General features: G+C 58.5%; 21 protein-coding genes. 8 read left to right on the plus strand and 13 right to left on the minus strand.

From position 1 onward, the window contains the following. Positions 1-230 precede the first annotated feature (230 nt). Together ACZ5C3_RS19725 and ACZ5C3_RS19730 are read left to right on the plus strand one after the other, a co-directional pair. Positions 231-2,246, plus strand: coding sequence for a TRAP transporter permease (locus tag ACZ5C3_RS19725; RefSeq protein ID WP_464032313.1), 2,016 nt, complete (start codon positions 231-233; stop codon positions 2,244-2,246). Between the two features lie 25 nt (positions 2,247-2,271). Then, the gene (locus ACZ5C3_RS19730; protein WP_464032315.1) at positions 2,272-3,240 is read left to right on the plus strand and encodes a TAXI family TRAP transporter solute-binding subunit; all 969 of its coding nucleotides are present in this window, start codon (positions 2,272-2,274) and stop codon (positions 3,238-3,240) included. Between the two features lie 83 nt (positions 3,241-3,323). On the opposite strand, the gene ACZ5C3_RS19735 is transcribed toward ACZ5C3_RS19730, so the two are convergent. From ACZ5C3_RS19735 to ACZ5C3_RS19760, 6 genes are all read right to left on the minus strand, one after another. Beyond that, positions 3,324-4,580 (minus strand): NAD(P)/FAD-dependent oxidoreductase, encoded by a 1,257-nt coding sequence (locus ACZ5C3_RS19735; RefSeq protein ID WP_464032316.1) that lies wholly within the window; start codon positions 4,578-4,580, stop codon positions 3,324-3,326. A 102-nt stretch (positions 4,581-4,682) separates the two neighbouring features. After that, positions 4,683-6,191 carry a tripartite tricarboxylate transporter permease gene (locus ACZ5C3_RS19740; RefSeq protein ID WP_464032318.1) on the minus strand — a complete coding sequence of 503 codons (1,509 nt, stop codon included), beginning with the start codon at positions 6,189-6,191 and terminating at the stop codon, positions 4,683-4,685. A 10-nt stretch (positions 6,192-6,201) separates the two neighbouring features. Continuing rightward, positions 6,202-6,687 (minus strand): tripartite tricarboxylate transporter TctB family protein, encoded by a 486-nt coding sequence (locus tag ACZ5C3_RS19745; RefSeq protein WP_464032320.1) that lies wholly within the window; start codon positions 6,685-6,687, stop codon positions 6,202-6,204. 78 nt (positions 6,688-6,765) lie between these two features. Continuing rightward, entirely contained in the window at positions 6,766-7,740 is a 975-nt protein-coding gene (locus ACZ5C3_RS19750; protein WP_464044232.1) for a Bug family tripartite tricarboxylate transporter substrate binding protein, read from the minus strand. Positions 7,741-7,921: 181 nt separating this feature from the next. Then, on the minus strand, positions 7,922-8,617 hold the full coding sequence (locus ACZ5C3_RS19755) for a sulfite exporter TauE/SafE family protein (protein WP_464032322.1): 696 nt from the start codon (positions 8,615-8,617) through the stop codon (positions 7,922-7,924). A gap of 62 nt (positions 8,618-8,679) precedes the next feature. Then, the gene (locus ACZ5C3_RS19760; RefSeq protein ID WP_464044233.1) at positions 8,680-10,974 is read right to left on the minus strand and encodes a TonB-dependent receptor; all 2,295 of its coding nucleotides are present in this window, start codon (positions 10,972-10,974) and stop codon (positions 8,680-8,682) included. Positions 10,975-11,110: 136 nt separating this feature from the next. Between ACZ5C3_RS19760 and nikR the strand changes: the two genes are divergently transcribed. The 3 genes from nikR to ACZ5C3_RS19775 are packed head-to-tail and all read left to right on the plus strand — an operon-like array spanning position 11,111 to position 15,021. Continuing rightward, a complete protein-coding gene (gene nikR / locus ACZ5C3_RS19765) occupies positions 11,111-11,563 on the plus strand; it encodes a nickel-responsive transcriptional regulator NikR (protein ID WP_464044793.1) in 453 nt (150 codons plus the stop codon). Between the two features lie 51 nt (positions 11,564-11,614). Continuing rightward, positions 11,615-12,883, plus strand: coding sequence for an allantoate amidohydrolase (locus tag ACZ5C3_RS19770; RefSeq protein WP_464032324.1), 1,269 nt, complete (start codon positions 11,615-11,617; stop codon positions 12,881-12,883). A 35-nt stretch (positions 12,884-12,918) separates the two neighbouring features. Further along, positions 12,919-15,021, plus strand: a complete 2,103-nt coding sequence (locus ACZ5C3_RS19775) for a S9 family peptidase (RefSeq protein WP_464032325.1) — start codon at positions 12,919-12,921, stop codon at positions 15,019-15,021. Here the strand turns inward: ACZ5C3_RS19775 and ACZ5C3_RS19780 are convergent. Both ACZ5C3_RS19780 and ACZ5C3_RS19785 read right to left on the minus strand, forming a co-directional pair. After that, positions 15,005-15,658 carry a hypothetical protein gene (locus ACZ5C3_RS19780; RefSeq protein ID WP_464032327.1) on the minus strand — a complete coding sequence of 218 codons (654 nt, stop codon included), beginning with the start codon at positions 15,656-15,658 and terminating at the stop codon, positions 15,005-15,007. The two genes, ACZ5C3_RS19775 and ACZ5C3_RS19780, sit on opposite strands and share 17 nt — an antisense overlap. A 21-nt stretch (positions 15,659-15,679) precedes the next feature. Then, positions 15,680-16,669, minus strand: a complete 990-nt coding sequence (locus ACZ5C3_RS19785; RefSeq protein ID WP_464032329.1) for a hydroxyacid dehydrogenase — start codon at positions 16,667-16,669, stop codon at positions 15,680-15,682. 207 nt (positions 16,670-16,876) lie between these two features. Here ACZ5C3_RS19785 and ACZ5C3_RS19790 point away from each other — a divergent pair, with 207 nt between their 5' ends. Further along, positions 16,877-17,593: an RraA family protein gene (locus ACZ5C3_RS19790; RefSeq protein ID WP_464032331.1), complete on the plus strand. Its 717-nt coding sequence runs from the start codon at positions 16,877-16,879 to the stop codon at positions 17,591-17,593. A gap of 178 nt (positions 17,594-17,771) precedes the next feature. Here the strand turns inward: ACZ5C3_RS19790 and ACZ5C3_RS19795 are convergent, their stop codons facing one another. Then, positions 17,772-18,101 carry a hypothetical protein gene (locus tag ACZ5C3_RS19795; protein WP_464032333.1) on the minus strand — a complete coding sequence of 110 codons (330 nt, stop codon included), beginning with the start codon at positions 18,099-18,101 and terminating at the stop codon, positions 17,772-17,774. 79 nt (positions 18,102-18,180) lie between these two features. Here ACZ5C3_RS19795 and ACZ5C3_RS19800 point away from each other — a divergent pair, with 79 nt between their 5' ends. Next, positions 18,181-19,599 carry a protein adenylyltransferase SelO gene (locus ACZ5C3_RS19800; protein ID WP_464032335.1) on the plus strand — a complete coding sequence of 473 codons (1,419 nt, stop codon included), beginning with the start codon at positions 18,181-18,183 and terminating at the stop codon, positions 19,597-19,599. A gap of 50 nt (positions 19,600-19,649) precedes the next feature. Here ACZ5C3_RS19800 and ACZ5C3_RS19805 read toward each other — a convergent pair whose 3' ends face one another. Then, the gene (locus ACZ5C3_RS19805; RefSeq protein ID WP_464032337.1) at positions 19,650-20,654 is read right to left on the minus strand and encodes an NAD(P)H-dependent flavin oxidoreductase; all 1,005 of its coding nucleotides are present in this window, start codon (positions 20,652-20,654) and stop codon (positions 19,650-19,652) included. Between the two features lie 354 nt (positions 20,655-21,008). Between ACZ5C3_RS19805 and hemE the strand changes: the two genes are divergently transcribed. Beyond that, complete coding sequence (gene hemE, locus ACZ5C3_RS19810; RefSeq protein ID WP_464032339.1) at positions 21,009-22,052, plus strand: uroporphyrinogen decarboxylase; 1,044 nt, start codon at positions 21,009-21,011, stop codon at positions 22,050-22,052. A 61-nt stretch (positions 22,053-22,113) separates the two neighbouring features. Here the strand turns inward: hemE and hemC are convergent, their stop codons facing one another. From hemC to ACZ5C3_RS19825, 3 genes are all read right to left on the minus strand, one after another. Next, positions 22,114-23,082, minus strand: a complete 969-nt coding sequence (gene hemC / locus ACZ5C3_RS19815; RefSeq protein WP_464038382.1) for a hydroxymethylbilane synthase — start codon at positions 23,080-23,082, stop codon at positions 22,114-22,116. Positions 23,083-23,251: 169 nt separating this feature from the next. Next, on the minus strand, positions 23,252-24,175 hold the full coding sequence (kce, locus tag ACZ5C3_RS19820) for a 3,5-dioxohexanoate:acetyl-CoA acetone transferase (RefSeq protein ID WP_464044234.1): 924 nt from the start codon (positions 24,173-24,175) through the stop codon (positions 23,252-23,254). 30 nt (positions 24,176-24,205) lie between these two features. Further along, the gene (locus ACZ5C3_RS19825) at positions 24,206-25,147 is read right to left on the minus strand and encodes a 3-hydroxyacyl-CoA dehydrogenase (protein ID WP_464032340.1); all 942 of its coding nucleotides are present in this window, start codon (positions 25,145-25,147) and stop codon (positions 24,206-24,208) included. Positions 25,148-25,159 lie beyond the last annotated feature (12 nt).

Below are 25,159 nucleotides of genomic sequence, written 5' to 3' on the forward strand. Positions count from 1 at the left end.
ACCACAGCATCAGCCCTGGATAAAAGTACGCAGAGCGAACGCAGCATCGAGCACCTACCTCTATCTGCACCGCAGCAAAGCCGCTCAGGGTGTTGATTCTTTTCATCTCGTCCGAATGTAGCCTTGCCTTGGGCGAGCAAACCCGCATGAATGCGCGCCGAACGAATGACCCCGCTTGCGCGGAAAGGTCGCACGCCCCGACATTTTAAAGAGGGGCCCGGAGGAAACGAATGACGACGGTGACGACACCGACCGGCGATGCGCCGATGACTATTTCTGACGAAGCACTCAAAAAGGCTGAAGAGTTCATCGAAGCCGATGAGGGCGCAACCAACCGGCTGGGTGGCTTCGCCGGTCAGGCAGTGACCGTCATTGCAGTGGCAATGACACTGTTCCACCTCTATGCCGCGTATGCCATCGTCCCGACGCAGGAGCTTCGCTACACCCACGTTGCATTCACGCTGGTCCTGAGCTTCCTCCTATTCCCCCTGGCGGCGCGTTTCCGCAATCACGTGCGCTGGTGGGACGTCATTCCCGCTATTCTCGCAGTCGCCACGATCGCTTATGCGCTCTGGGGCGGTGACGATTTCACCGATCGCGCCACGACACCCGATCATCTCGACGTCATCGTCGGTATCGTCTTCATCATTTTGGTGTTGGAAGCCACGCGTCGCACGACGGGCCTGATCATGCCGGTCGTGGCGGTGTTCTTCATCGCCTACGCAATGCTTGGACCGCACCTTCCGGCCCCTTGGACTCATCGCGGCTACGACGTCTCGCGACTCGTGGGCCATCTGTTCATCACGCTTGAAGGTATCTTCGGCGTCGCTGTCGACGTCTCCGCCACTCTGATCATCCTGTTCACGATCTTTGGCGCGTTCCTGCAACAGTCCGGCGCCGGTAAATTCTTCATCGATTTCTCGCTCGCACTGATGGGCGGCAAGACCAACGCCGCAGGACGCACCGTCGTGCTGTCGTCGTTCCTGCTTGGCGGCCCTTCCGGATCAGGCGTCGCCACGACCGTGATGATCGGCACCGTCGCTTATCCTATGATGCAGAAGGCCGGCTTTGAAAAGAATGCCGCCGGCGGCCTGCTCGCGGCCGGTGGCCTCGGTGCAATTCTGTCCCCGCCCGTTCTTGGCGCGGCGGCGTTCCTGATCGCCGAGTTCCTCAAAATCAGCTATCTCGACGTGATCTGGATGGCGACTATCCCGACCTGTCTTTATTATGCGTCGCTCCTCGTCATGGTTGAACTCGATGCCAAGCGCTTCGGCGCTCACAACGTCGACATCAAGCCGGACATGTCGCTCGGCGAGATGACCAAGCGCTACGGCTTCCACTTCATCTCGCTGGTCGCCGTTGTTGTCTTCATGATGCTCGGCTATTCGCCGATGCTTTCGGTCTTCTACGCGGTTATCACCACGTTCGCACTGAGCTTCCTGCGCAAGGAAACGGCGCTCGTTCCGAAAAAGCTCGTTCGCGCGATGGCCGACGGCTCGATCGGCGCACTCAACGCCGCAACCACCTGTGCGTCGGCTGGTATCGTGGTCGGCATCGTGACACTGACCGGACTCGGACTGAAGTTCTCGTCGATCGTGATCACCTATGCCGGTGGCAGCCTGCTGCTGACCGCGATCTACACTTCGCTGATCGTGTGGGTGATCGGCCTCGCTGTCCCTGTCACGGCCTCGTACATCATCTGCGCTGTGATCGCCGCGCCTGCGCTGATCAAGCTCGGTGTTCCCGACTACGCGGCGCACATGTTCATCTTCTACTATGCCGTTCTGTCGGAAGTCTCTCCGCCGACCGCCCTGTCTCCATTCGCAGCAGCGGCGATCACCGGCGGCGATCCCTACAAGACGACATTACAGTCGTGGAAATACACCCTGCCCGCATTCCTCGTTCCGTTCGTATTTGTGCTCGATCCGCAAGGCGTGGGATTGCTGCTCAATATTCCTAAGGGCGGCACGTGGGTCGATATTGTCGAAATCACGATCAAGACCACGCTTGGCTTGATGGCGCTGGCCGGAGCCGCGCAAGGCTGGGCCTTGCGTCGCACCACCGTGATCGAACGCTCTCTGCTGGTGTTGTCGGGCCTGCTTCTTGTCTTCCCGAGCTTGATCGAAGCAGTCCTTGAAGCGGCGATTGGCCGCGACATTAGCTACACGTATGTACCCGGCGTCCTGATCGGGTTAGGGGTATTGTTGTGGCAAGCCAAGGGACCGGCAATCGAACGACCGGCCTAAAATTTAACCAGGAGGAACACTGACAATGCTGAAAAGAACAAAAGTCACCGTGGCACTCGCGTTTGTGCTGTCGGTCGGGCTGGGCCTGGGCGCCTACGCGCAGCAAAAGACGATGTCGATCGGAACGGGTGGCACTGGCGGCGTGTACTACCCGCTCGGCGGCGCGATTGCCAACGTGCTCTCGAAGAACTTGCCGGGCGTGCAGGCAACGGCCGAAGTCACCGGCGGCTCCGTGGACAACCTCAAGCTCATCGGCTCGGGACAAAGCGAACTCGGCTTCGCCATGGCGGACGCTGCGCTGGATGCTTACAAGGGCGAAGACAAGTTCAAGAGCGGCAAGATTCCGCTGCAGGCGCTCCTGGTCGTCTATCCCAACCGCATGCACGTCGTCACTGTCGAAGGGACCGGCATCAACACGATGGCGGATCTCAAAGGCAAGCGCGTATCCACCGGCTCGCCAGGCAGCGCTACGGAAGTCATGGCCTTCCGTGTGATCGAAGCCGCTGGCCTCGATAAAGACAAGGACATGAAGCGCGAGCGTCTCGGCGTCGCCGAGTCAGTCAACGCGATCAAGGACGGCAAAATCGATGCGTTCTTCTGGGTTGGTGGTGTGCCGACGGCATCGGTGACCGATCTCGCAGCAACGCCCGGCGTCAAGATGAAGCTGATTGATCATGCCGATCTCGTCGACAAGATGAACGCCAAGTACGGCAAGCTCTACAGTGCCGGCACCATCAAGGGCGGCATCTATCCCGGCTATGACAAGGATAACAAGAACACCGAAGTCTGGAACATCATCGTGACAGGCAACAAGATGAGTGATGACGATGCCTACAAGATCGTCAAGACACTCGTTGAAAAGAAAGCCGACATTGTCGCCGTGCACAAGGAAGCTGAAAGCTTCTCGTTGGACAACCAGATCCAGGAACGTTCGCCTGTCCCATTCCATCCCGGCGCACTGAAGTATTTCAAGGAACAGGGCATCGGCAAGTAATTGCCGTCAGCCTCTCCTGCGTCAAATGCCCGGCTTTGCCGGGCATTTTTCTTTTCCGCGCGGGCAACACGAGAGCAACGTTCTCAAGATTCTTGAATGACGAACTTTGGCGCGTCCCTGTCGATTGCAAAATCATCAAACCATGACTGGCTGTTACCGGCGATCAACGCCGCGACAATGCGCGACGCCATGTAGCTGAAAGTGATGCCGTTGCCGCCGTAACCGTAAGCCGCATAGATGCGAGGATGTCCGGGAACGCGTCCAATCAGCGGCAAGCCGTCACTGGTCGTTCCAAAAGCGCCTGACCAGACAAAATCCGCAACGTTTATCGCTTTCGGCCACAGAGCGTGCAGCTTGGCGCGTATCGCCTCCGCTTTTGCGGGCATGAGCGCGTCCCGCGCGTCCTGCTCGATGATCTTATCATCGTCCTCCCCGCCCATAACGATCCGGTCGTCAACCGTGCTGCGTGCGTAGCTGTAGTTCTCAGAAGCCTCCCAGATAAGAGCCTCGTCGTGCCAGATTGCACCTGGTGGCTGAGGTGACGTGGCAATTGCCCAGCTTGATGCGACCTTGTGGAGATCCGACGCGACGAAATCCGGCATCACATAGCCGGTTGCCAGCACCACATGAGACGCTTCAATAACGTGTCCATCATCGAGACCGACAACAACGGCGTTGCCGCTGTTCTCGTAGCTTAAAGCCTCAGCATCGAACAAGACGGCGCCCTTTTGGATTGCAGCCGCAAGCAATGCCTTGGACAGAAGCAGCGGGTTTGCATCCGCAGAATTGGGGGAGACAATCGCAGCCTCGCGGAACACGTCGAACGCTTGCCCCAATGCGCGATGATCGAGGAAGTCGCCAGGCAGCCCCGCTCGCTTGCGGAGATTGTGTTCAGCGAGCAATTCACGCTCACCAATTTCGTTTCCTGCCAGATAGAGCGAATGCCTCTGGCGCAAGTCACAGGGTAGCCCTCGTGCCTTCACCATTTCCACAAGGCCGTTCGTCGCTGCCAAGCTGCGACGATAAATGGTCGCTGCCCGTTCAAATCCGTAGATATTCGTGAGGTCATTCAGCGAACGGTCAATCTCCCATAGCAGCATGGCCGTACTTGCTGCAGTGCTGCCCAGGCCGGGACGTTGCCGATCGATAACACAGACGTTGTGCCCTTCGGATATGAGATGTTCAGCCGCCAACGAACCTGTAATTCCCGCGCCGACAACGAGCACTTCGCAACGGAAATCTCTTTCAACTTCCGGTCTGACCAAGAGTTGCGGATAGTCCCCCCATGGCGGCATACCGCCGCGTAAGTCACCATGCCGCGCGCGTTCAGGATCAAACATCATTCGATCTTCGGTAGAGGCCTATCATCGCGGCACATAACCTTTGCTGCGATGACGACTCCGCGGATAACAATAAGTTCCGTTCGGAGTGAAGGAGCCAGGTCACGCTCCTTCATCGAGCGCGACGAGTTCACGCTTCTTGCGCAGCGATGGCAGCAGCGGGCCGATCAGAAGAACTGCGGCAAACGCAAGACAGACTGCGGAAATCGGACGTTGTAAGAACGTCATGAGATCGCCCTGCGACAGAATCAGCGATTTGCGCAGGTTGTTCTCCATCATCGGCCCCAGCACGAATGCCAGAACGAGCGGCGCCGGCTCATAGCCGAACTTGCGCATGAAATATCCGATGACGCCAAACCCAACCATGACATAAACGTCGAAGACATTGTTGCCGCTGCAATAGACCCCGATGATTGTGAACAACAGAATCAAGGGAAACAGTACGTTGTAAGGCAGCTTCAGCAATTGAACCCACATGCCGATCAGAGGCAGGTTCAAGATCAGCAACATGGCGTTGCCGATGTACATGCTGGCGATGATCCCCCAGAACAGCCCAGGATTTTGCGTGATCATCAGCGGCCCCGGTTGCAGACCGTGGATCACGAACGCGCCCAGCAGCAAGGCCATCACCACGTTCGGCGGAATGCCCAGCGTCATCAGCGGAATGAAAGCACCGCCCGCGGCCGCGTTGTTCGCAGCTTCCGGCCCCGCAACCCCCTCGATCGCTCCCTTGCCGAAACGCTCAGGCGTCGGCGACAAGCGCTTCTCAAGCGCATAAGACGCAAAGGCTGCGACCACTGCTCCACCGCCAGGTAAAATCCCGAGAAAGAAGCCAAGCAGCGTTCCGCGGCCAATCGGACCCGTGCTCGCCTTCCAGTCGGCCCTGTTGGGCAATAGCTGCGTGATCTTCGCGTCGATGACATCGCGCTTGATCACCTGCTCGATATTGAGGAGAACTTCGGCAACGCCGAACAACCCCATCACCACGGGCACAAGACCGATGCCGTCAATTAATTCGACGCGGCCGAACGTCAGCCGCGGCATAGCGGTGATGCTGTCGAGCCCGATCAGACCAAGCACCACACCCACACAGGCCATCAGCAACGCCTTGGCCATTGAGCCTTGCGTGAGGAATGTCAACACGACAAGACCCAGCACCATCAGGCTGAAATATTCAGCCGGGCCGAAAGCCACCGCCAGATTAGCGAGCGACGGCGCGATCAGCATCAACGCGACGAGCGCGAAAGTGCCCGCAATGAATGAGCCCAGCGCGGAAATGCCGAGCGCTGGCCCCGCCCTTCCCTGCTTCGCCATCTGGTGACCATCGAGACAGGTCACGACCGATGCGGCCTCACCGGGAATGTTGACGAGGATCGACGTGGTCGATCCGCCATACATCGAGCCATAATAGATACCGGCCATCATAATGATGCCGGACTCCGGACTGCTCGACAGCGTGACCGGCAGCAGCAGCGACATCGCCGAGATCGGACCAATACCCGGCAGCACGCCAACCAGCGTGCCGATAAAGACACCAATGAAACAGTAGAGCAGATTGATCGGCTGCAGCGCGACACCAAATCCATGCCCGACATTGAGAAGAACATCCATGGCGCAGGCCTCAACCGATATCGAACATGCCAACCGGCAATTGGATGAGAAGCCCCCTCTTCAGGATCCACCACATGACAAGCGGTGCGAGAACCGCGAGCGGAACTGCCAGCGTCCAGCGAACCGGGTCAATAATGCGCAACAGCACCAACATCAGCGGGATCGACGTCAGAAGAAAGCCGAGCGGCTCGAGCAGAAACGAGAATGCCGCGAGGCATACGATCACAAGGAGCGGCTTGGTCCACCGGGTGCCAGCCCACAACGATCCAAGCGTCGGTCCGCCCTCAGTAACAGCCGAGACGATGATCGTCCCTGCGAACAGGCACATCAGAATTCCGGTGTAGAATAGCACATAGCCCGATCCAGGATCATGGATGCTGCCGATGTTGAGGCTGTAGCCCGACCGGATCACGAACACACCAAGCGCAAACCCGACCACTCCGCCCCATAGCTCAGAGTTGTTCAGTCCATTTTTCGTATCGCCAGAACCGTTCATAGCGTACCGCCTCCCGCAAACATGCCAAATGCGAGACCCGTGACGGCAATGGCCGCAGGTCTTGCTCTGTGCGTAGGCTCAATTCGTCTTCTTGCTCAGTCCAAGGTTGTCGATCACCTTGCGCTCGGATTCGGTGACTTCGACGACGAACTTTTTATAATCTTCGGTGCTCTTGTAGTTTGGCACCATGTCATACTTCGCAAGTATTGCGATGACGGCAGGATCCTCGATGGCCTTCTTGAAAGCATCATGAAGCTTGGCAACGATCTTCGGATCCATGCCCTTCGGTCCGGCGATCCCGAAAGGTGAATCGTAGACCATCGGATAGCCGAGTTCCTTGAGCGTCGGCGCGTCCGGGAAGTTCGGTGAGCGCTTGTCGGTCCACACCATCAACAGACGAAGCTTGCCGGCATCGACCAACGGCTTCCAACCGGTGGAGTCAGCCTGCAGCATGGTGTGATTGCCCAGCACGGCCGCATTGGTCTCCGCACCGCCCTTGAACGGAACTTGCGTCAGCTTGATGCCAGCCATGCCGGCAATCTGCTCCATACCAATATGCAGCGACGTCCCCGCGCCCGGAGTCGCGTAAGTCACCTTGCCCGGATTTTGCTTGGCGAAATCGACGACGTCCTTCCACGTCTTGAATTGCGAGTCCGCATTGGTCGTCACGCCAAAGGTATAACCGGTCAGATGGACGATGTAAGTGAAGTCTTTGCTGGGATCCCACGACACCTGTTGCATCAGAGGCAGGCGAAATACCGTGATCGGAATCTGAGAGATCGTGTAACCGTCAGGCTTCGCAGCAGCAGCCATTGTCGCCGGGCCAACCGTCCCTCCGCCACCGGCCTTGTTATCCACGGCAATCGGCTGGCCGAGGTGTTTTGATGCCGCATCCGCTATGGCCCGCATCGCAATGTCCGTCGAACCGCCAGCCGGCCACGGCACGATTAGTGTGATCGGCTTGGTCGGATAATCCTGCGCCATCACGGCGCTGCCGAACAGAGCCAGCATTGCTGCCGCAATCGCGGTTTTCACACGTGTCTTGTGAATCATAGAGAGCGCTCCCCTTGCGGTTCGTGATCGATGTCAGAACCTGCCGTTGTTTTTTTGTCGTGGATCGATGATCCACGAAAACGGCGCGAAAGAAAAGCGATGAAACGTCCTGCTGTGTACTGCGGCGCAACGCATTGCCGCATGTGCGGCAATAGGTCTCAATTCTCAGAGAGATAGAGAATTACGAGAGAAGCGTCGCGTGAATCGTCATGGCTCCGATCGATATGGCGACGATCCCTACTACGGCTTGAAGCGCATGATTGGCCCAAGTGAGGAAACGCGCAGACACTGCCAACGGTAATGCGATAACCGTTGATAGTGCGCCCATCCCGATCATCGATCCGATCCCGAACAGCACGATATAGAGAACGCCCTGAAACGGCTTTTCGACCTGCGAAACGGCGAGCACGAGGAGCGCCGCAGATCCTGCCATGCCGTGCATGAGCCCCACAAACAGGGACCGCCAACGGAAACCATGCGCATGCGAATGTGTGCTGCGCGCGTGCGGCACCGTATCCTCGGCGTGGCTGTGTGCATGAAGATGCACCGTCCCATCACCATGACCGTGAGCGTGGAAATGCACGCGATCCCGCCACAGCCGCCAGAGCACATGGGCACCAAGTCCCACCATCATGATGCCGACGGCCCCCTCAAGCGGCTGCGCAAGATGCTCCGGAATTGCATGCCCCAGGAGAATGGCTGCACCAGCGAACAGAGAGAGCGTGATGGTATGGCCAAGCCCCCATGTCAGTCCGTGCCGGACAATGTCTCCAACATTGGTCCTGCGGGCCGCGATGCTGGACACGGCTGCGATGTGATCGGCTTCCAGCGCATGCTGCATCCCCAGCACGAAACCAAGCCCCAGAATTCCAAACATACCCGGCGTTCTCTCTTTGACGGCTGACCATATCCGAAAAGATGGTCTCGCGAAGTCCTTTGTCAGAATTGTCCCGCAAGGGTGAGACGGATTGCCAGCGGCTCGACCGGATGCAGCACGCGGTCCATGACACCGGTTTCACAAACAGCCGTGGGCGGCCGTCCTGCAGCCGGGCCAGTGCACTGAGCGTACAACGCGTCGGTTTTCAGCAAAGAGCCATAGGCATATGTGATCTGGTCGGACTTGCTGTCTGTCAGGTTGAAGGCATCCAATTGAATGCGCCATCCATTTTCGAAACGATAGCCAACTTGTCCATTTAGAAGCCCTGTCGCAGGCGACACGAACGCGCCATCTTCCGTCAGCGGCCGTGGACCGAAATAGCGATAGCGCAAGGCCGCAAACCAGCCGGTTGCTTCGCCTATTCTCATGCCGGCCGAGGCGATCATATTGGGTGCACCAGGGATGAAGTTTCCCGGGGCGTTTCCAATCTGGACCTGCGGATAGCCAGCCAGCTCCGCGTAGGCGGCCGCTTGAGCAGAATCGTCACCCCGGAAACGCGCATGCGTCACAGCGAGATCACCATCGAAACTCAGCCAGGAATATGGCTTGTAACGATTGGTCCACTCGACGCCGTAGCGGCGGCTCGGTCGACTGGGTTCGGTATCCCCCGCGTCGCCGACAAACAAAATTTCTGATGCGGAATCGAGCACAAACATGCTGACCGAGCTATCGAGGTTCGCAATAGCCCGTGTCCTGATCCCGACCTCCGCGCCGCGCGTCTTGACCAGAAACGGCGACGCGTCCACCGGCGACCCATCGGTTGGCGATTCCTTGATGGTCACGCCGCGCGCATCGTTGCTGTGAAAGCCCTCGCCTGCGTTGAAGAAAAACTCTGTCTTGGCAAACGGGCCGAACACGAGCCCAAACTTTGGACTGCCAATGGACGCATTGGCATTACCGGAGTTGACTGGATCGAGCAGCGAATTGACGTTGGCGTTATAGAAGTCGCCGCGATAACCCACATAGCTCCTGAACCAGTCCGTCCAATGGATCGTGTTCTGCACGAACACACCGGCACTTGCCTCTTTCACCTTGTCGCTGCGTGTGCCGGACAGGAACTGTCGCTGAAGCGTGTTGGACAATGACACATTGATATCATCGTAACGGCTCTGAATTCCGATTTCGGTCTGCATCGGAAGTCCAGCAAATAAGCTGTTGAACGTATGAGATGCGTCGACACCCGCGACCACCCGATCGTCGTGCTGGTGAAACTGGTCTCCATTCATCGGATCGCTGAGAAAAAATGTGAAATCGTTATAGAGGTTGAGCGAACTCTTGATTGCGTAAAAGTTGACCTTGGAGGAGCCCTCTTTGTCTGACTGGGCCCACCGACCGGAAATCGAGAAACGGTCGGAGTTGCCGCCATCGGTCGGATCGAGAGCCCCATAGAGCCCAATCAAGCCGGATGTAATGGCACGCAACGGCACTTGATCTGTTGCATTCCAGCGGTTGGAATAAGCCATGCCCGTCAGCGACAAGCCGTTGTCCGCAGTGCCTTCGGTGAAACGAACGACAGCATTCAGCTTTCGAAGCTTGTCGGGATAGTCCCAAGGACCGTTATAAGTGTTGACTTCACCAGCCACGAGCAAATTGCCCTCGCCCGCTTTGGCCGACGTAATTCCGAGAATCCGGCCGTATCCAAAGCTGCCCACGGTGGCCAGAGCCATGGATTTCTTGACGGTGTCGATAAGGCTAACGTTGACCGCGCCGACGGAGGAGAAATCCCCCTCATCCGCGAAGTATGGCCCCTTCTTCACATTCACCGATCCGATCAATTCGGGAATCAGGAAATTGAGGTCGGCGTAACCCTGCCCGTGCCCGTGGGTCCGCATGTTGACGGGCATGCCATCGACAGTAATCGCCAAATCCGTTCCATGATCCAGGTTGAAGCCGCGAAGGAAGTACTGATTGGCTTTGCCGTCACCGCTGTGCTGCGTGATAATCAGCCCCGGGACCACTTCGAGCGCTTCGGCCGGCCGGGAAAACGGCCGATCATTGACCTGCGTACCGGTGAAAGTCTTCTCGCTCGCGGACAAGACGGGGGGATTGGCCGTCGCATCCGTCGAGTCCGCAGGTGCGGACACCCCTTGATCAACTTGCTGGTTGGTGGCGGGCGCCACGCGCTGCCTGCTTGCGACCACATCTACGGTCGGCAGTGCTGTCGCGCCGGTCGAGGAATCCGCATCCTGTGCAGATGCAGAAGGCACGAAGGCGACAAATGAGGCAAGGACTGCAATTCCCGCGGGCCGCCATCGAACTGACGATGAACTATGAGTCGCCACGAGCGACACGCCCATGACTGACCACCTGATCTTTGACCTTGCCCACCACCCACAACGCTTCTTAAAAACAATAGCCCGGCGCGGGCAAGCTGACATGCCATGTATGACAATGTCAACAAATCATCATACTTTTCCAATGCGGAGTTTCTCCATGCAGCGTGTGACGATCACCCTTGACGACGATCTGGTGGAAGAGCTTGATCGCATGATCGAACAGCATGGCTATCAAAATCGCTCGGAGGCTATCCGCGACTTTACCCGCGCCGGCATGCAGCAGGCCGCTCAGGACGCCGGAAAATCCGGCGAATGCGTCGCTGCTCTGGTTTATGTCTACGATCATGCAGCGCGAGATCTCTCAAGCCGCCTGGTCAATAACTTCCATGATCACCACGACCTGTCGCTAGCAACGCTGCATGTCCATCTGGACAATGACAACTGCATGGAGATCACGGCCCTGAAAGGGCCGACATCAGAGGTGCAACATCTCGCCGATCACGTCATTGCAGAGCGTGGCGTTCGCTACGGGCGCGTGGTGATGATTCCTACCGACACCGACGGCAAGGCTGCCAAAGCCCGCAAACGCCCCGCCCACCGGCACACCTGATCCGCCTTTTCGCGGGATGTATTCCATCCAAACCTGGGTTATCGAGGACTCATGAGCAAGACAAAATCCAATCTTCAGATCGATTCCGCGCGCCTGTGGAATGACATTCACGAAACAGCGAAATTCGGTGGCACGCCTAAAGGTGGCGTGCGGCGCCTGACCCTCGGTGCAGAAGACAAGCAGGTGCGTGACTGGTTTCGCGCTGCCTGCGAAGCTGCTGGCTGCGAAGTTCGCGTTGACGCATTGGGCACCATGTTCGCCTTGCGTCCCGGCCGCGACATGTCGAAGGCTCCCATCGGAATCGGCTCGCACCTCGACACCCAGCCGACCGGCGGCAAATATGACGGCATCCTCGGCACATTGGCCGCGCTCGAAGTCGTCCGCGCCATGAATGACGCAGGCATCGAGACCGAAGCGCCCATTTGCGTTTGCAATTGGACCAACGAAGAAGGCTCACGCTACGCGCCAGCCATGATGGCCTCCGCCGCGTATGCTGGCGAGTACACGACCGAAAACATCCTCGGCCGTAAGGATATCGACGGCATCACTGTTGCCGAAGCACTCGACACTATCGGCTATCGCGGGGCCGAGCCGGTTGGGAAACAGAAATTCAGCGCCTTCGTCGAACTGCACATCGAACAGGGACCGATCCTGGAAGCCGAAAACAAAACCATCGGGGTCGTAGACCGTGGCCAGGGCATCATGTGGTACGACGGCGTGATCACCGGTTTCGCAAGCCATGCGGGGACGACGCCTATGCCGTTGCGTCGTGACGCGCTGGCGGCATTTGCGGAATTCGTTCTCACGGTCGAGAGACTGGCGAAGGAGCATGGGCCGAACGCAGCCGGAACCGTCGGTGAAATCATCATCGACAATCCCTCGCGCAACGTGATCCCAGGCGACCTCAAATTTACCGTCGACATCCGCAGCCCTGAAGCAGCGACGCTGGACAAGCTGCACAGCGGATTGCAAGCCGCGATTGAAGAGATTTCGAAGCGGCGCAAGGTGACGATCGACCTCAATCAGGTCTGGCGTAAGGAACCCACGATTTTCGACCCGAAACTTGTTGCCGCCGTCGAAAACGCGACCAAGGAACTAGGCTTCTCCAATCGCCGTATCACGTCTGGCGCGGGACATGACGCCTGTAACCTGGCAACTGTTATGCCCGCAGCCATGATCTTCGTGCCGTGCAAGGATGGCATCAGCCACAACGAGATCGAGGACGCGACACAGGCGGACTGCGCGGCGGGCGCGAATGTGCTGCTGCACACGGTTCTCTCCCTCGCAGGGATTGCATCCTCGGCAAATACGAATAGCTAACCTGTCCCATTGTCCCGGTTCTGAAGGCAGAACGCATGAACATTCGACAACCGGCTGCGGCGCCTACCGCGCCGCGCCGTCCGCACAGCTTCACCCGCCATGGCACCACCGTTACCGACAACTATGCCTGGCTGAAGGATGAGAACTGGCAGGAGGTCCTGCGGGATCCCTCTATTCTAAAGCCAGACATCCGGAGTTATCTGGAAGCAGAGAACGCCTATACTGAATCCGTTCTGGGACACACGGCTGAACTTCAGAAGACGCTGGTCGCTGAAATGCGCGGCCGCATCAAGGAAGACGATTCCAGCGTCCCCTCGCCTGACGGCCCGTTCGCCTATTTCCACAAATATCGAGAAGGCGGCCAGCATGAGATGATCGGCCGCTCGGCGCGCAATGGTGGCGATGAGCGCATCATTCTCGACGGCGACCAACTGGCGTCGCAAAGCGAATATTTTAATTTTGGCGGAGCAAGGCACTCCCCGGATCACAAGCTCGAGGCCTGGAGCGCCGATATTAAGGGCTCGGAATATTTCACCATCCGGGTCCGTGATTGGGAAACAGGCCAGGACAGCGACGACGTCATCGAGGAAACGGACGGCGGCGTGGTGTGGAGCCTCGACTCCAAATCATTCTTCTACGTCATGCTCGACGACAACCATCGTCCGATGCAGGTCTACCTTCATCGGCTCGGCACACTGCAATCGGACGACCTTCTCATCTATGAAGAGAAAGATTCCGGGTGGTTTACCCACATCCACGAGAGTGCCAGTGGCCGGTTCTGCGTCATCGCCGGTGGCGATCACGAAACCTCGGAACAGCGGCTGATAGACCTCGCCTATCCCGACGCGCCGCCGCGGCTGGTCGCGGCGCGCGAGGAAGGCGTGCAGTACTCCGTATCGGATCGCGGTGATGAGCTGTTTATTCTCACCAATGCAGACAGCGCGATCGATTTCAAAATCGTGACCGCACCGCTGAATGCGCCTGAGCGATCGAACTGGCGCGATCTGATCCCGCATCGCACTGGGATCTACGTTATCGACGTAGAACTTTACGCGAACCATTTGATCCGGCTGGAGCGGGCGAATGCTCTTCCCTCCATTGTCATCCGCGATCTCAGAACAAACGATGAGCACGCCATTGCCTTTGATGAGGCAGCGTATTCGCTCGGCACGTTAGGCGGCTACGAGTTCGACACAACGAACTTGCGCTTTTCCTATTCGTCCATGACCACACCGTCGGAAGTCTTCGACTACGACATGGTCAGCCGCGAACGTACCTTGCGTAAGCGCCAGGAAATTCCGTCCGGCCATAACCCAGCGGACTATGTGACCACTCGCATCATGGCGACGTCCCATGATGGCGCGCAGGTGCCGGTGTCCATCCTTCATCGCAAAGGACTGGTTCGTGACGGCAGCGCGCCGTTGCTGCTGTATGGTTACGGGTCGTACGGCCACGCCATTCCTGCGTCGTTCTCGGCAAATCGATTGTCGCTTGTCGATCGCGGATTTGTCTATGCCATCGCGCATATTCGCGGAGGATCGGACAAGGGTTGGGGCTGGTATCTCGACGGCAAGCGCGAGAAAAAGACGAATACGTTCGATGATTTTGCGGCCGCTGGCCGTGCACTGATCGAGCAGAAATACACATCCGCGAAAAAGCTTATCGGCCACGGCGGCAGTGCCGGCGGCATGCTGATGGGCGCCGTTGCCAACCGCGCGGGCGAATTGTTCGCTGGCATCGTCGCAGAGGTGCCGTTCGTCGATGTGCTCAACACGATGCTCGACGATACGTTGCCACTGACGCCGCCGGAGTGGCCTGAATGGGGGAATCCCATTCAGAGCGCGGACGATTTCAAAACTATCCTCTCCTACTCGCCCTACGACAACGTTGCGGCGAAGGACTATCCGGCCATTCTTGCGATGGGTGGTCTCACCGATCCGCGTGTGACTTATTGGGAGCCTGCGAAATGGATCGCGCGATTGCGTCCGACGATGACCGGTGGCGGCCCCGTTCTGTTGCGCACCAATATGGGCGCAGGCCACGGTGGCGCGTCAGGACGCTTCAACCGGCTTGATGAGATCGCGATCGCCTATGCGTTTGCGCTCTGGGCGGTGGGGCTGGCTAGCGGTTCTGCTTGACCGCGAGCGCTTCAGCGCTCGATAGAGCTACACTGGCGTGAATATCAGGACGATATCCCACCCGGAACGCATTCATGATGGATGGCGGCGTCAGCAGCCTTGTGTCATCGAAAGGCTCGGACGCGGGGCTGTAACCGGTAAATGACCACAGCCACGCTTCGCCGTTGGCGATGAGAAAGCTCTTCTCACCCGTGGTGATCATCGTGCCATTAGGCAACTCTCGCGCTGGCATTGGCAAAGGATGGTGACGCTTGACGTGGCGATCCAGCCGTTCACGGTGAAGGATTTCGTCGATCTCTTTGGCATAGGGCTGAGCGTGCCCGTTCCCTTCGCCCCACGCATCCCGAAACGCCACGGCATCCGCACGCCGGCAATAAAAACACGGCCGATGCCCCGCCGCGAACGCGGTTGCCTCATCGAGGAAGAATAATTCGGTCCAGCTTCTTCCACTCATGACCTTGCGTCTGCGGCCTTTGAACTCGCAGACGCAAGTAATCCACGCCTTCGACGACCAACGCCGGTTGAGTAACGTTCGCGTCGCCGGATCATGGATGATCCCGCGATTGCCGGTAAAGCGGCCGCGGTGCGGCGTGGAGACGATCTCGCCGAACGGCGTCACGCGATTTTGCAGCGGCATGTCACACGTCCAGTTAGGACGTCAGTTCAGGACGTCTTGATTGATGACGTTCTCGCGAATGGGAGCGCCATCCAGCGCGCTGATGATGTTGCGTGCAGTTTGCAGACCCATGCGATCAAGCGCTTCGCGCGTCACGCCCGCGAGGTGCGGCGCCGTGATCACGTTAGACAACGTTAGGAGCGGATTATCTGCTGGCGGCGGCTCCTGCTCGAATACATCAAGCCCTGCGCCGGCGATCATGCCTTCAGTCAGCGCGGTGTAGAGCGCCTTCTCGTCAACGATACCGCCACGAGCCGTATTGATCAGATACGCCGTGCGTTTCATCTGCTTAAGCTGGTTGGCGCTAATCAACCCGACCGTCGCCGGAGACTTCGGACAATGAAGCGATACAAAGTCGGCGCGAGACAGCGCGGCGTCCAGATCGGTCACGCATTCCGCGCCAGCGTTCTGGATCTCTTCATTCGTCTTGAACGGGTCATAGACCAGCACGTTCATTTCCATCGCCAGCAGCCGCTTGACCAGCCGGGTGCCGATGCGGCCAAAGCCAACGACGAGTGCCGTCTTGCCGAGAAGGTCGAACGGAATGGCGCCGAGCCGCTTGTTCCATTGATTGGCTTTCACCATCTCGTCGAGTTCGGCGGCACGTTTGGCCAGCGCCATCATCATGAACAAGGCAGCTTCAGCGACCGAGGGAGAGTTGGCAGTGCCCGCCGTCATCAACGGAATATTCTTGGAGCTCAGCGCGGGCACATCGACTGCGTCGTATCCGACACCGATGCGCGCAACCACCATCATTTCGCCTGATGACTCGATCTCATTCGGGCCAAACCGCGTTCCGCCCAGCGCAACGCCGTTGACCGGCGCATGCTGCCGCAGCATCGCATTGAAATCCGGAGCCGAGATGGTGTTGGGAAATTCAATCGCCTCGATGTCGCTGCGCTCCTTGAACAGCGCCCAGCCGCCCGGTGACATCGTCTCCACGATCAAAAGCTTCTTCTTGTTCGTTGCCATTTCATCCCCTGATATTTTTGTCAGTTTTCTATACCGCCGCGCCACCGATCCGGACATCATCGCATCGACGATATTTCACCCTACACAAAACATGGGATGGCGCCCGCGTCCATCCTTTCGAAAGCTTGCTGCCTGACGCGAGGAGCGGCAAACTCGCCCCGCGACCGTTCGTCCGGATCGGGACAGCAAACAAAATCAAACCAGGAGATGAAACCCGTGACCGAACCACTTCCTGCTGCATTGCTCGCAGAACTGGCCCGCTATGACACCCCCACGATTTGCAATGCGATGGAAGTTATCGCCCCTGAGCGCCGCCTGACCGGCTTTACCAGCAAGCCGTTCGTTTGCCCGTTCCCGGACCTGCCCCCGATGGTGGGCTATGCCCGAACCGCGACGATCCGCTCCGCATCGGCGTCCAGCCTGTCCCCGGCCGATGCACGGGCGCAACGGCTGGCCTATTATGAATATGCGGGCACTGGCCCTGGCCCCCGGATCAGCGTGATCCAGGATCTGGACGGCGCGAATATCGGCTTTGGCGCATTCTGGGGCGAGGTCAACAGCTCCGTCCACAAGGCCCTTGGCTGCCTTGGTGTCATCACGGACGGATCGATCCGCGACATCCCGCAATGGGCTCCGGGATTCCAGGCCCTCGCCGGAATGCTCAATCCATCTCACGCCTATGTTCATCTCGACGGTTTCGGCGACGACGTTTCTGTCCACGGCATGACTGTCCGATCAAATGATCTGATTCATGCCGATCAGCACGGAGCCATCGTGATCCCGGCCAATCTTGCAGCGAAACTGCCGGAAGCTGCGGAGCTTTGCGCACGCCGCGAGGAGCCAATTCTTGGTATCGCCCGCAGCCCCGAGTTCTCTCTAGAGAAGCTCAAAGAGGCACTGGCCCGCTCCGCCGAGATTCACTAAAAGCCAGGCGCGGACGAAGCATCGCTCGATCCGCGCCTGCAATGAGAGGATTGTTCGATGAAAGTCGCGCTTGGTGTTCTGGTCGGACTCGTGATCGGCTTTCTTGCCATGTACTACTTCAAGAGCGGCCACCTGCCGTTCTGAACCATTTTCGGCGGTTTAGGTTGCCTCGTGCGATCTAGATCGCCTCATAGGCGAACAGCATTGCGATGATCGTGATGCTGAACAGCCCCGTCAGAAAGAACTGATCGGCCAGCTTTTCGCACCGCGCACCCAGTGGCTTCCTATCTGCAAAGCGGATCGACAAGTACGACGCCGCCGCGCTCACAAGAAACAGTAGCGCAGCGAGCGCGGCATATTCATCGACGTGACTGGGACCGATTCTGGCTTCCACCAGTTTGACCAGACCGATGAACGTCGTGCAGATTCCAATCATGGTTGCCGATGTCGGCAGAATATGCCGTGACAGCTCCTGTGTGACCCGCAATTGCCCCTGATGATCCATCATTCCAGCCTTCTTTTTTGAACCCGAATACGGTTCTATCCGTTATGCTGGGGATTGGTATTGTCCATCATTCGAGCTTTTGATGCCCGCCTCTCCCCTGTATCGTGCCGCGACCAACCATTCCGCTCTCGGTCCCGACTTTTACGACATCGTCGCTCCGGCTTCGTTTCCCCAACACATTCTGCACTATCGCAACCAGCGCGCAGCCAAATCCGTTGGCCTGGACACGCTGACTGATGAAGAATGGATCGCGCATTTTGGCCGTTTCACGCCGCTGCCTGACAGCTTCGCGCAACCGTTGGCGCTACGGTATCACGGCCATCAATTCCGCGTATACAATCCCGAGCTTGGCGACGGACGTGGCTTCCTGTTCGCGCAATTGCGCGATGTGCGCGATGGCCGCCTGCTTGATCTCGCCACCAAAGGAAGCGGCAAGACACCGTGGTCGCGCACGGCCGACGGACGTCTCACACTGAAGGGCGGCGTGCGGGAAGTTCTCGCGACCTCGATGCTGCAGGCCTTGGGCGTGGACACCTCGAAATCGTTCAGCCTCATTGAGACTGGCGAGTCGCTCATTCGCGGCGATGAGCCATCTCCGACACGTTCCTCGGTGCTCGTTCGGCTCAGTCACTCGCATATCCGGATCGGCAGCTTTCAGCGCCAGGCCTTTCTCAAGGATAACGCCAACATCGAGAAACTGCTGGACTACACCATCCGCACCTACATGCCGAATATCTGGAAGGATGATACGTCGGCACGTGCGACAGCGTTTCTTGAAGAGGTCTGTCGTCGCGTGGCGCGAGTTGGCGCACAATGGATGGCAGCAGGCTTCGTTCACGGCGTCTTGAACACCGACAACATCAACGTCACCGGCGAGAGCTTCGACTATGGGCCGTGGCGTTTTCTACCCGTGCTCGATCCGGCCTTCACCGCCGCTTACTTTGACGAGACCGGGCTCTATGCTTATGGACGGCAACCTGACGCGCTGTTCTGGAATCTGACGCGCCTTGCCGAATGCCTGCTTCCACTCGCTGAACGCTCCGGCCTTGAAGAGGCGCTTGGGACGTTCGAACCGGTTCTGCGCCAGGAGTTCACCAGTGCCTTGCTCAAGCGGCTTGGCGTTGAATCAAAAGATCCTCAGCACGACGCGGAACTCGCACGTGCCGTCTGGATATTCCTGTCGGAAACGAAAGCGCCGTTCGAGCAGACGTTCTTCGATTGGTTCGGCGGCCTTGCGAGCGCGGATCGCGCTGCTAAAAGCCCGTCAAAAGATCACTATGCCAGCCCGGCCTTCGCGCCGGTCAAGGACATGCTGCAAAACTTCTCGCCTCGCGCGCACATCGATCTGGGCCATCCGTTCTTCAAGCGATCGGAAGCCTGCACAATGTTGATCGACGAGGTGGAAGCGATCTGGAAGCCGATCGCGGAAACCGATGACTGGTCGGCCTTCCACGCCAAACTCGACACCATCGACCAGATGGAAGAAGCTTATTCTCTCTAAGCAAAAACGAGAATGGCGGGACGCATCCCGCCATTTTGACTATCCGTCCCTCAGGCAACTTTCTGTGCCGCAGCGACGTTCCCATCAAGGAATCCCGTCAGGCGCCCGCGAATAATGCGTTCAGCATCAAGCATGATGCGATCGATCAACTCTTTCACTGTTGGGATATCGTGGATCAATCCAACCACCATGCCGCAGCTCCAGGCGCCTGCATCCATGTCGCCCTCGATCATCACCTTGGGATAGACGCCGGCGACCTCCTCGACAATATCTGCGATCTTGAGGTTCGCACCCTTCTCCCGCTCAATCTCCAGAAGGCGTTCAACATTCTTGTTGTTCAACACCCGCTCGGTGTTGCGAAGTGCGCGCATGATCAGACGCGTGTCGAGTTCAGAGGCCGAAACCAGCGCCTTCTTCACGTTGTCATGGACCGGCGCTTCTTTGGTGGCGATGAAGCGCGTGCCCATGTTCATGCCCTGAGCGCCCATAGCGAGCGCTGCCACAAGGCTGCGTGCATCGGCCATACCGCCTGACGCCACGAACGGAATTTTCAATTCCTCCGCAGCGCGCGGCAGCAAGATCATATTCGGCATATCGTCTTCACCGGGATGCCCGCCGCACTCGAAGCCGTCGACGCTGACTGCATCGCAACCAATCGCCTCGGCTTTCAGCGAATGGCGAACTGATGTGCACTTATGAATGACCTTGATTCCCGCCGCTTTCAGCGCAGGCATATATTGTTCCGGGCTGCGCCCGGCGGTCTCGACAATCTTGACGCCGCCTTCGCGAATGGCGGCGATGTATTCGGGATAAGGGGGCGACGTAAAGGCGGGAAGAAACGTGAGGTTCACGCCAAACGGCTTGTCCGTCATGTCGCGGCATTTCGCGATTTCCTTAGCAAGCAGCTCCGGTGTCCGCTGCGTCAGGCCGGTGATGATCCCGAGGCCGCCCGCATTGGAGACTGCCGAAGCCAGCTCCGCGAAGCCGACATAATGCATCCCACCTTGGATGATGGGATGCTGGATACCGAACAATTCCGTAATCGCCGTTTTCATACGTTCTCCTCCCTAGTGTGGCGGTTCAGAAGTCCGCATCATTCGCGCGGCGAGTCTGGAATGCGGACTTCTGAACCAAAGCCACACTAGGTCAATAACTTGGTAGTGTCCTTCGATTCCGAAGTTCGCAAACAAAGGTGCAGCGAAATGATGCGAACTTCGGAATCGGGACACTAGGTTCTTTCCCTATCGTTAGCGTAGCTTGCACGGGCGCGACAATGGCCAGAAAAGACGCCCCGGCTACGCCAGAACAGTGAAATTCGCCCCAATTTTCCGGTTTCAACTGGTGGCGTAAGCCGGTTTGCCGGTGTATCAGGGCCTCAATAACTCCATCTTCCAGCAGCGGAATTTCGTTTGACCCAGACCCCTTCCAAGCCATTTGTGGATGTTCTCACCGGCCATCGGCAGCCCGGACCTCCCGTCTGGATGATGCGGCAGGCAGGCCGTTACCTGCCCGAATACCGCGAGCTACGCGCGCGGGCGGGAAGCTTTCTCGATCTGTGCTTCACACCGGAGTTTGCGGCCGAGGTTACGCTTCAGCCGATCCGCCGCTTCAACTTCGACGCCGCGATCATTTTCTCGGACATTCTCGTCATCCCCCATGCGCTGGGGCGCGAAGTTCGTTTCGAAGTTGGCGAAGGCCCGCGCCTCGATCCGCTCGACACAATCGAGAAGATCAAGTCGCTCGCAGCAGTTGCCGACTTTGCAAAACTCGAACCGGTGTATGAAGCATTGCGCCGTGTTCGGAGCGAGCTCAGCCCGACAACGGCGTTGATCGGATTTTGTGGCGCTCCGTGGACCGTGGCCACCTACATGGTGGCGGGCAGAGGCACACCAGACCAAGCTCCCGCGCGCATGCTCGCCTATCGCGAGCCTGACGCGTTCACGCGGATCATCGACGTCCTGGTAGAAAATTCGATTAAATACCTGTTGGGACAACTTGCGGCCGGTGCCGACGTGCTGCAGATCTTCGACACTTGGGCGGGTGTGTTGCCGCCGCGCGAATTCGAACGATGGTCCGTCGAACCAACACGCCGCATTGTCGAGGGCGTTCGCAAGAAAGTCCCCGACGCTAAAATCATCGGTTTCCCCCGAGGCGCGGGCGCTCAGCTCCCGTCTTACATCGAGCGCACCGGCGTCAATGGCGTCAGTATCGACTGGACCGCGGAGCCTTCATTTGTTCGAGAACACGTGCAGAGCCGCGTCGCGATTCAGGGCAATCTCGATCCGCTCGTCCTGATCGCTGGGGGAGCTGCGCTGGATCGCGAGGTTGATGACGTGCTGGAAAATTTCGCCGGCGGGCGGTTTATCTTTAATCTCGGCCACGGCATTCAGCCGGAAACGCCGATTGCACATGTCGAACAGATGCTGAAACGAGTGCGCAGCTATAAGGGCTAAAGGCAAAAGCGTTTTCGAGCGAAGTGGCTTTTCCGGTTCGCGTGAAGAAAACGCGTCAACTCTAAGCGAGCCGCGAGCGTTCAATGATCGCTGACGCGCCTTTGTGCAGAAGATCGAATGCGACAGCGCGTCCGAGTTCTCGTGGCTTGTTGGCCGGTCCGCTGCGCGTTGCCTCGATCAGGTGACCGCCCTGCTCATCCAGCACCGACGCCGTGAGTGACATTTCCGAGCCGTTGATCGTCGAGAAGCCTGCAATCGGTGAGTTGCAGTGTCCGTTAAGAATCCAAAGCACCTCGCGCTCGGCATCCGAGCTCAAATGCGCTGCCGGGTCATCAATCAGCGAAAGGTTCAGCCGCGTCTGCCAGTCGTTCGCAGCACATTCCACCGCGACGATGCCCTGTCCCACCGCCGGCAGCATTTCCTGCGGTAAGAAATCATAGGCGATGCGATCCGCAAGACCGACTCGCTCAAGCCCCGACCTTGCCATGATCAGCGCGTCGGCCGGTCCGACTTCGCCACCGCCGACGAGCCGCTGCATCTCACGCCCGTCAAGCTTGCGAACCCGCGTGTCGGCCGCCCCACGAAAGTGAATGACTTCGATCTCCGGAAACAGACGCCGCACATAGGCTGCGCGCCGCACGGCGTTGGTGCCGATCTTGAAGCCCTTGCCCTTCGAGCGCTGCAAATCTTCCAACGACAAGCCCTTGCGCAAAACCAATGCGTCCGTGGCTGGATCGCGCGCCAATGTCGCGCCGATCACCAGGCCGGGCGTGTCTTCATTGCCCGGCATATCCTTCAGGGAATGCATCGCCGCGTGCAATTCGCCCGCGATCACCGCCTGACGGATTTCGGCCACAAACGCCCCGCCCTTGCCGCCATGGGACAGCAATTTGCTGGTCTGATCGGTGTCTCCGCGGGTCTCGAATTTAACGATTTCGACCTGGACGTTGGGGGAAGCAGCCGTCACGCGGCGCGCGATTTCCTCCGTCTGCGCGAGCGCCATGGCGCTCTTGCGCGTGCCGATCCGCATTGAAACTGATGTCACGTCCGCTCCATTCAAAACCGCGCGAAAGGATCCCGACGCGTTGAAGGGCGGAGAATACGGCGAGCCGTGCCGCAGTGCAAATATCTCAGATTAAGCAAGTTCGCCCCCTCTCCTGAAAAGGAGAGAGGGCAAAGTTGCGAAAAAATTCGGCCAATTAGACGTTCAGCGTGTCGCCGCCCTTGAGATCCAGAATTTCGCGGGCCTCGTCCGGCGTTGCGATCTTAAGACCGAGACCCTCGACAATCTGTTTCGCGAGACGAACCTGCTCGGCATTGGATTCCGCCATCCGGCCTGGGGCGGCCCAGAGGGAGTCCTCCAGTCCGACGCGGATATTGCCGCCCATAGCAACCGCCATGGCCGCAATCGGCAACTGGTTGCGTCCGGCACCAAGTACCGACCACTCATATTTATCGCCAAATAGCCGATCCGCCGTCCGCTTCATGTGCATCACGTCTTCTGGATGCGCCCCGGTGCCGCCTTGCAAGCCGAACACCGTCTGAACAAACAGCGGCGCCTTCACGAGCCCCTGATCGAGGAAGTACTTGAGATTGTAGAGATGCGCCGTATCGTAGCACTCGAATTCGAAACGCGTGCCGCTGCCCGACAACGTCGTCAGCACGTACTCGATGTCCTGGAACGTGTTGCGGAAGACGATGTCCTTGTTCTCGACATGCTTGCGCTCCCATTCGTGCTCAAACGTCTTGAAGCGATTGAGCATGCCGAAGAACGCGAAGTTCATCGATCCCATGTTGAGCGATGCCACTTCCGGCTTGTAGACAGCTGCTGGGCGAACGCGCTCATCGACCGTCATAGTCGGCGAACCACCGGTCGTAAGATTGATCACCGCGTTGGTGCGCTGCTTGATCACCTTGAGGAAGGGCGCGAAAGCCTCCGGGCTCTGGTCGGGCTGGCCAGTCTTCGGATTGCGCGCATGAAGATGGACGATCGCTGCTCCAGCTTCTGCCGCACCGATGGCTGCATCGGCGATTTCCTCTGGCGTCACCGGCAAGGCCTTCGACATCGATGGCGTATGGATGGCGCCGGTCACGGCGCAGGTAATGATGACTTTACGGCTCATTTTCTTCTCTCTTCTTTGCGGGCGGTTAAATCAGGACTTCTTCTGTTTGGCCTTGTGTGCGGCCAAAGCCGCAAGACGTTCGTTACGCCACGTCGTCAGCTTGGCAATGCGCTCTGGTGTTGGCTGGTGCGGCCAGGCTTTGATGACGCGATCAGCATTGGGACTTACGTAGACATCAGGTCCGGCGGACGCTGCGGCGAGCTCTTTGTAAAAGCCGGTGTAGCGCGCGCAATAATCGGGAATTCCACCTGGCGCATTGAGTTCAATCGTCTCCAGCGGTCCCATGAACGACCAACGTGTGCCGAGGCCATCCTTCACTGTGTAGTCGAGATCTTCCGCGGAGATGTACCCCTCACCGACGAGACGAAATGCTTCCGCGAGCAAGGCGCCCTGCAGGCGATTGAGAACGAAGCCATTGATCTCGCGATTCACCGTGACGGGCACCTGTCCGATCTCGCGGTAGATTCCGCGGGCGCGCGATACGGCCTCTGGCGAGGTCCATGGCGCGCCGCAAAGCTCGACCAGCGGAATGAGATGGGGCGGATTGACCGGGTGCCCCACCAGGCACCGCGCTCGCCCCTTCAGGTTTTCGGTAAAGCGCGATGCAACGATCGCCGACGTCGAAGACACCAGCAGCGCGTCAGGTCGCGCAAGCTGGTCGAGTTCGGCGAACATCGCGATCTTATCCTCGACCTTCTCTGGGCCGTTCTCCTGCACAAAAGAAACGTCTTTCACCGCCTCTGCCAGACTCCCAGCCACCGTGATACGTGCCGCAGCACCTTCAGGATCATCAGCAAGGCCGTGTCGATTTAGCGCGTGGAGCTCATCGCGGATCAGACCTGGAGCTGCCTTCAAGGTCGGCGCGTGCGGGTCGGTCAGCCGTACATTCCAGCCGGCGCGAGCGAAGATCGCCGACCACGCCCGGCCGATCAGGCCAACACCGACGATCGCTACATTTTTATTATTCGACATGTTTTTCTTCTC

Source organism: Afipia dichlorophenoxyacetatis (genome assembly GCF_055386385.1).

Bases quoted from the DNA above. Each gene is read 5' to 3' on its own strand.
- ACZ5C3_RS19725 (WP_464032313.1), top strand. From the start codon at position 231: ATGACGACGGTGACGACACCGACCGGCGATGCGCCGATGACTATTTCT.
- ACZ5C3_RS19730 (WP_464032315.1), top strand. From the start codon at position 2,272: ATGCTGAAAAGAACAAAAGTCACCGTGGCACTCGCGTTTGTGCTGTCG.
- ACZ5C3_RS19735 (WP_464032316.1), bottom strand. From the start codon at position 4,580: ATGTTTGATCCTGAACGCGCGCGGCATGGTGACTTACGCGGCGGTATG.
- ACZ5C3_RS19740 (WP_464032318.1), bottom strand. From the start codon at position 6,191: ATGGATGTTCTTCTCAATGTCGGGCATGGATTTGGTGTCGCGCTGCAG.
- ACZ5C3_RS19745 (WP_464032320.1), bottom strand. From the start codon at position 6,687: ATGAACGGTTCTGGCGATACGAAAAATGGACTGAACAACTCTGAGCTA.
- ACZ5C3_RS19750 (WP_464044232.1), bottom strand. From the start codon at position 7,740: ATGATTCACAAGACACGTGTGAAAACCGCGATTGCGGCAGCAATGCTG.
- ACZ5C3_RS19755 (WP_464032322.1), bottom strand. From the start codon at position 8,617: ATGTTTGGAATTCTGGGGCTTGGTTTCGTGCTGGGGATGCAGCATGCG.
- ACZ5C3_RS19760 (WP_464044233.1), bottom strand. From the start codon at position 10,974: ATGGGCGTGTCGCTCGTGGCGACTCATAGTTCATCGTCAGTTCGATGG.
- nikR (WP_464044793.1), top strand. From the start codon at position 11,111: ATGCAGCGTGTGACGATCACCCTTGACGACGATCTGGTGGAAGAGCTT.
- ACZ5C3_RS19770 (WP_464032324.1), top strand. From the start codon at position 11,615: ATGAGCAAGACAAAATCCAATCTTCAGATCGATTCCGCGCGCCTGTGG.
- ACZ5C3_RS19775 (WP_464032325.1), top strand. From the start codon at position 12,919: ATGAACATTCGACAACCGGCTGCGGCGCCTACCGCGCCGCGCCGTCCG.
- ACZ5C3_RS19780 (WP_464032327.1), bottom strand. From the start codon at position 15,658: ATGCCGCTGCAAAATCGCGTGACGCCGTTCGGCGAGATCGTCTCCACG.
- ACZ5C3_RS19785 (WP_464032329.1), bottom strand. From the start codon at position 16,669: ATGGCAACGAACAAGAAGAAGCTTTTGATCGTGGAGACGATGTCACCG.
- ACZ5C3_RS19790 (WP_464032331.1), top strand. From the start codon at position 16,877: ATGAAACCCGTGACCGAACCACTTCCTGCTGCATTGCTCGCAGAACTG.
- ACZ5C3_RS19795 (WP_464032333.1), bottom strand. From the start codon at position 18,101: ATGATGGATCATCAGGGGCAATTGCGGGTCACACAGGAGCTGTCACGG.
- ACZ5C3_RS19800 (WP_464032335.1), top strand. From the start codon at position 18,181: ATGCCCGCCTCTCCCCTGTATCGTGCCGCGACCAACCATTCCGCTCTC.
- ACZ5C3_RS19805 (WP_464032337.1), bottom strand. From the start codon at position 20,654: ATGAAAACGGCGATTACGGAATTGTTCGGTATCCAGCATCCCATCATC.
- hemC (WP_464038382.1), bottom strand. From the start codon at position 23,082: ATGCGGATCGGCACGCGCAAGAGCGCCATGGCGCTCGCGCAGACGGAG.
- kce (WP_464044234.1), bottom strand. From the start codon at position 24,175: ATGAGCCGTAAAGTCATCATTACCTGCGCCGTGACCGGCGCCATCCAT.
- ACZ5C3_RS19825 (WP_464032340.1), bottom strand. From the start codon at position 25,147: ATGTCGAATAATAAAAATGTAGCGATCGTCGGTGTTGGCCTGATCGGC.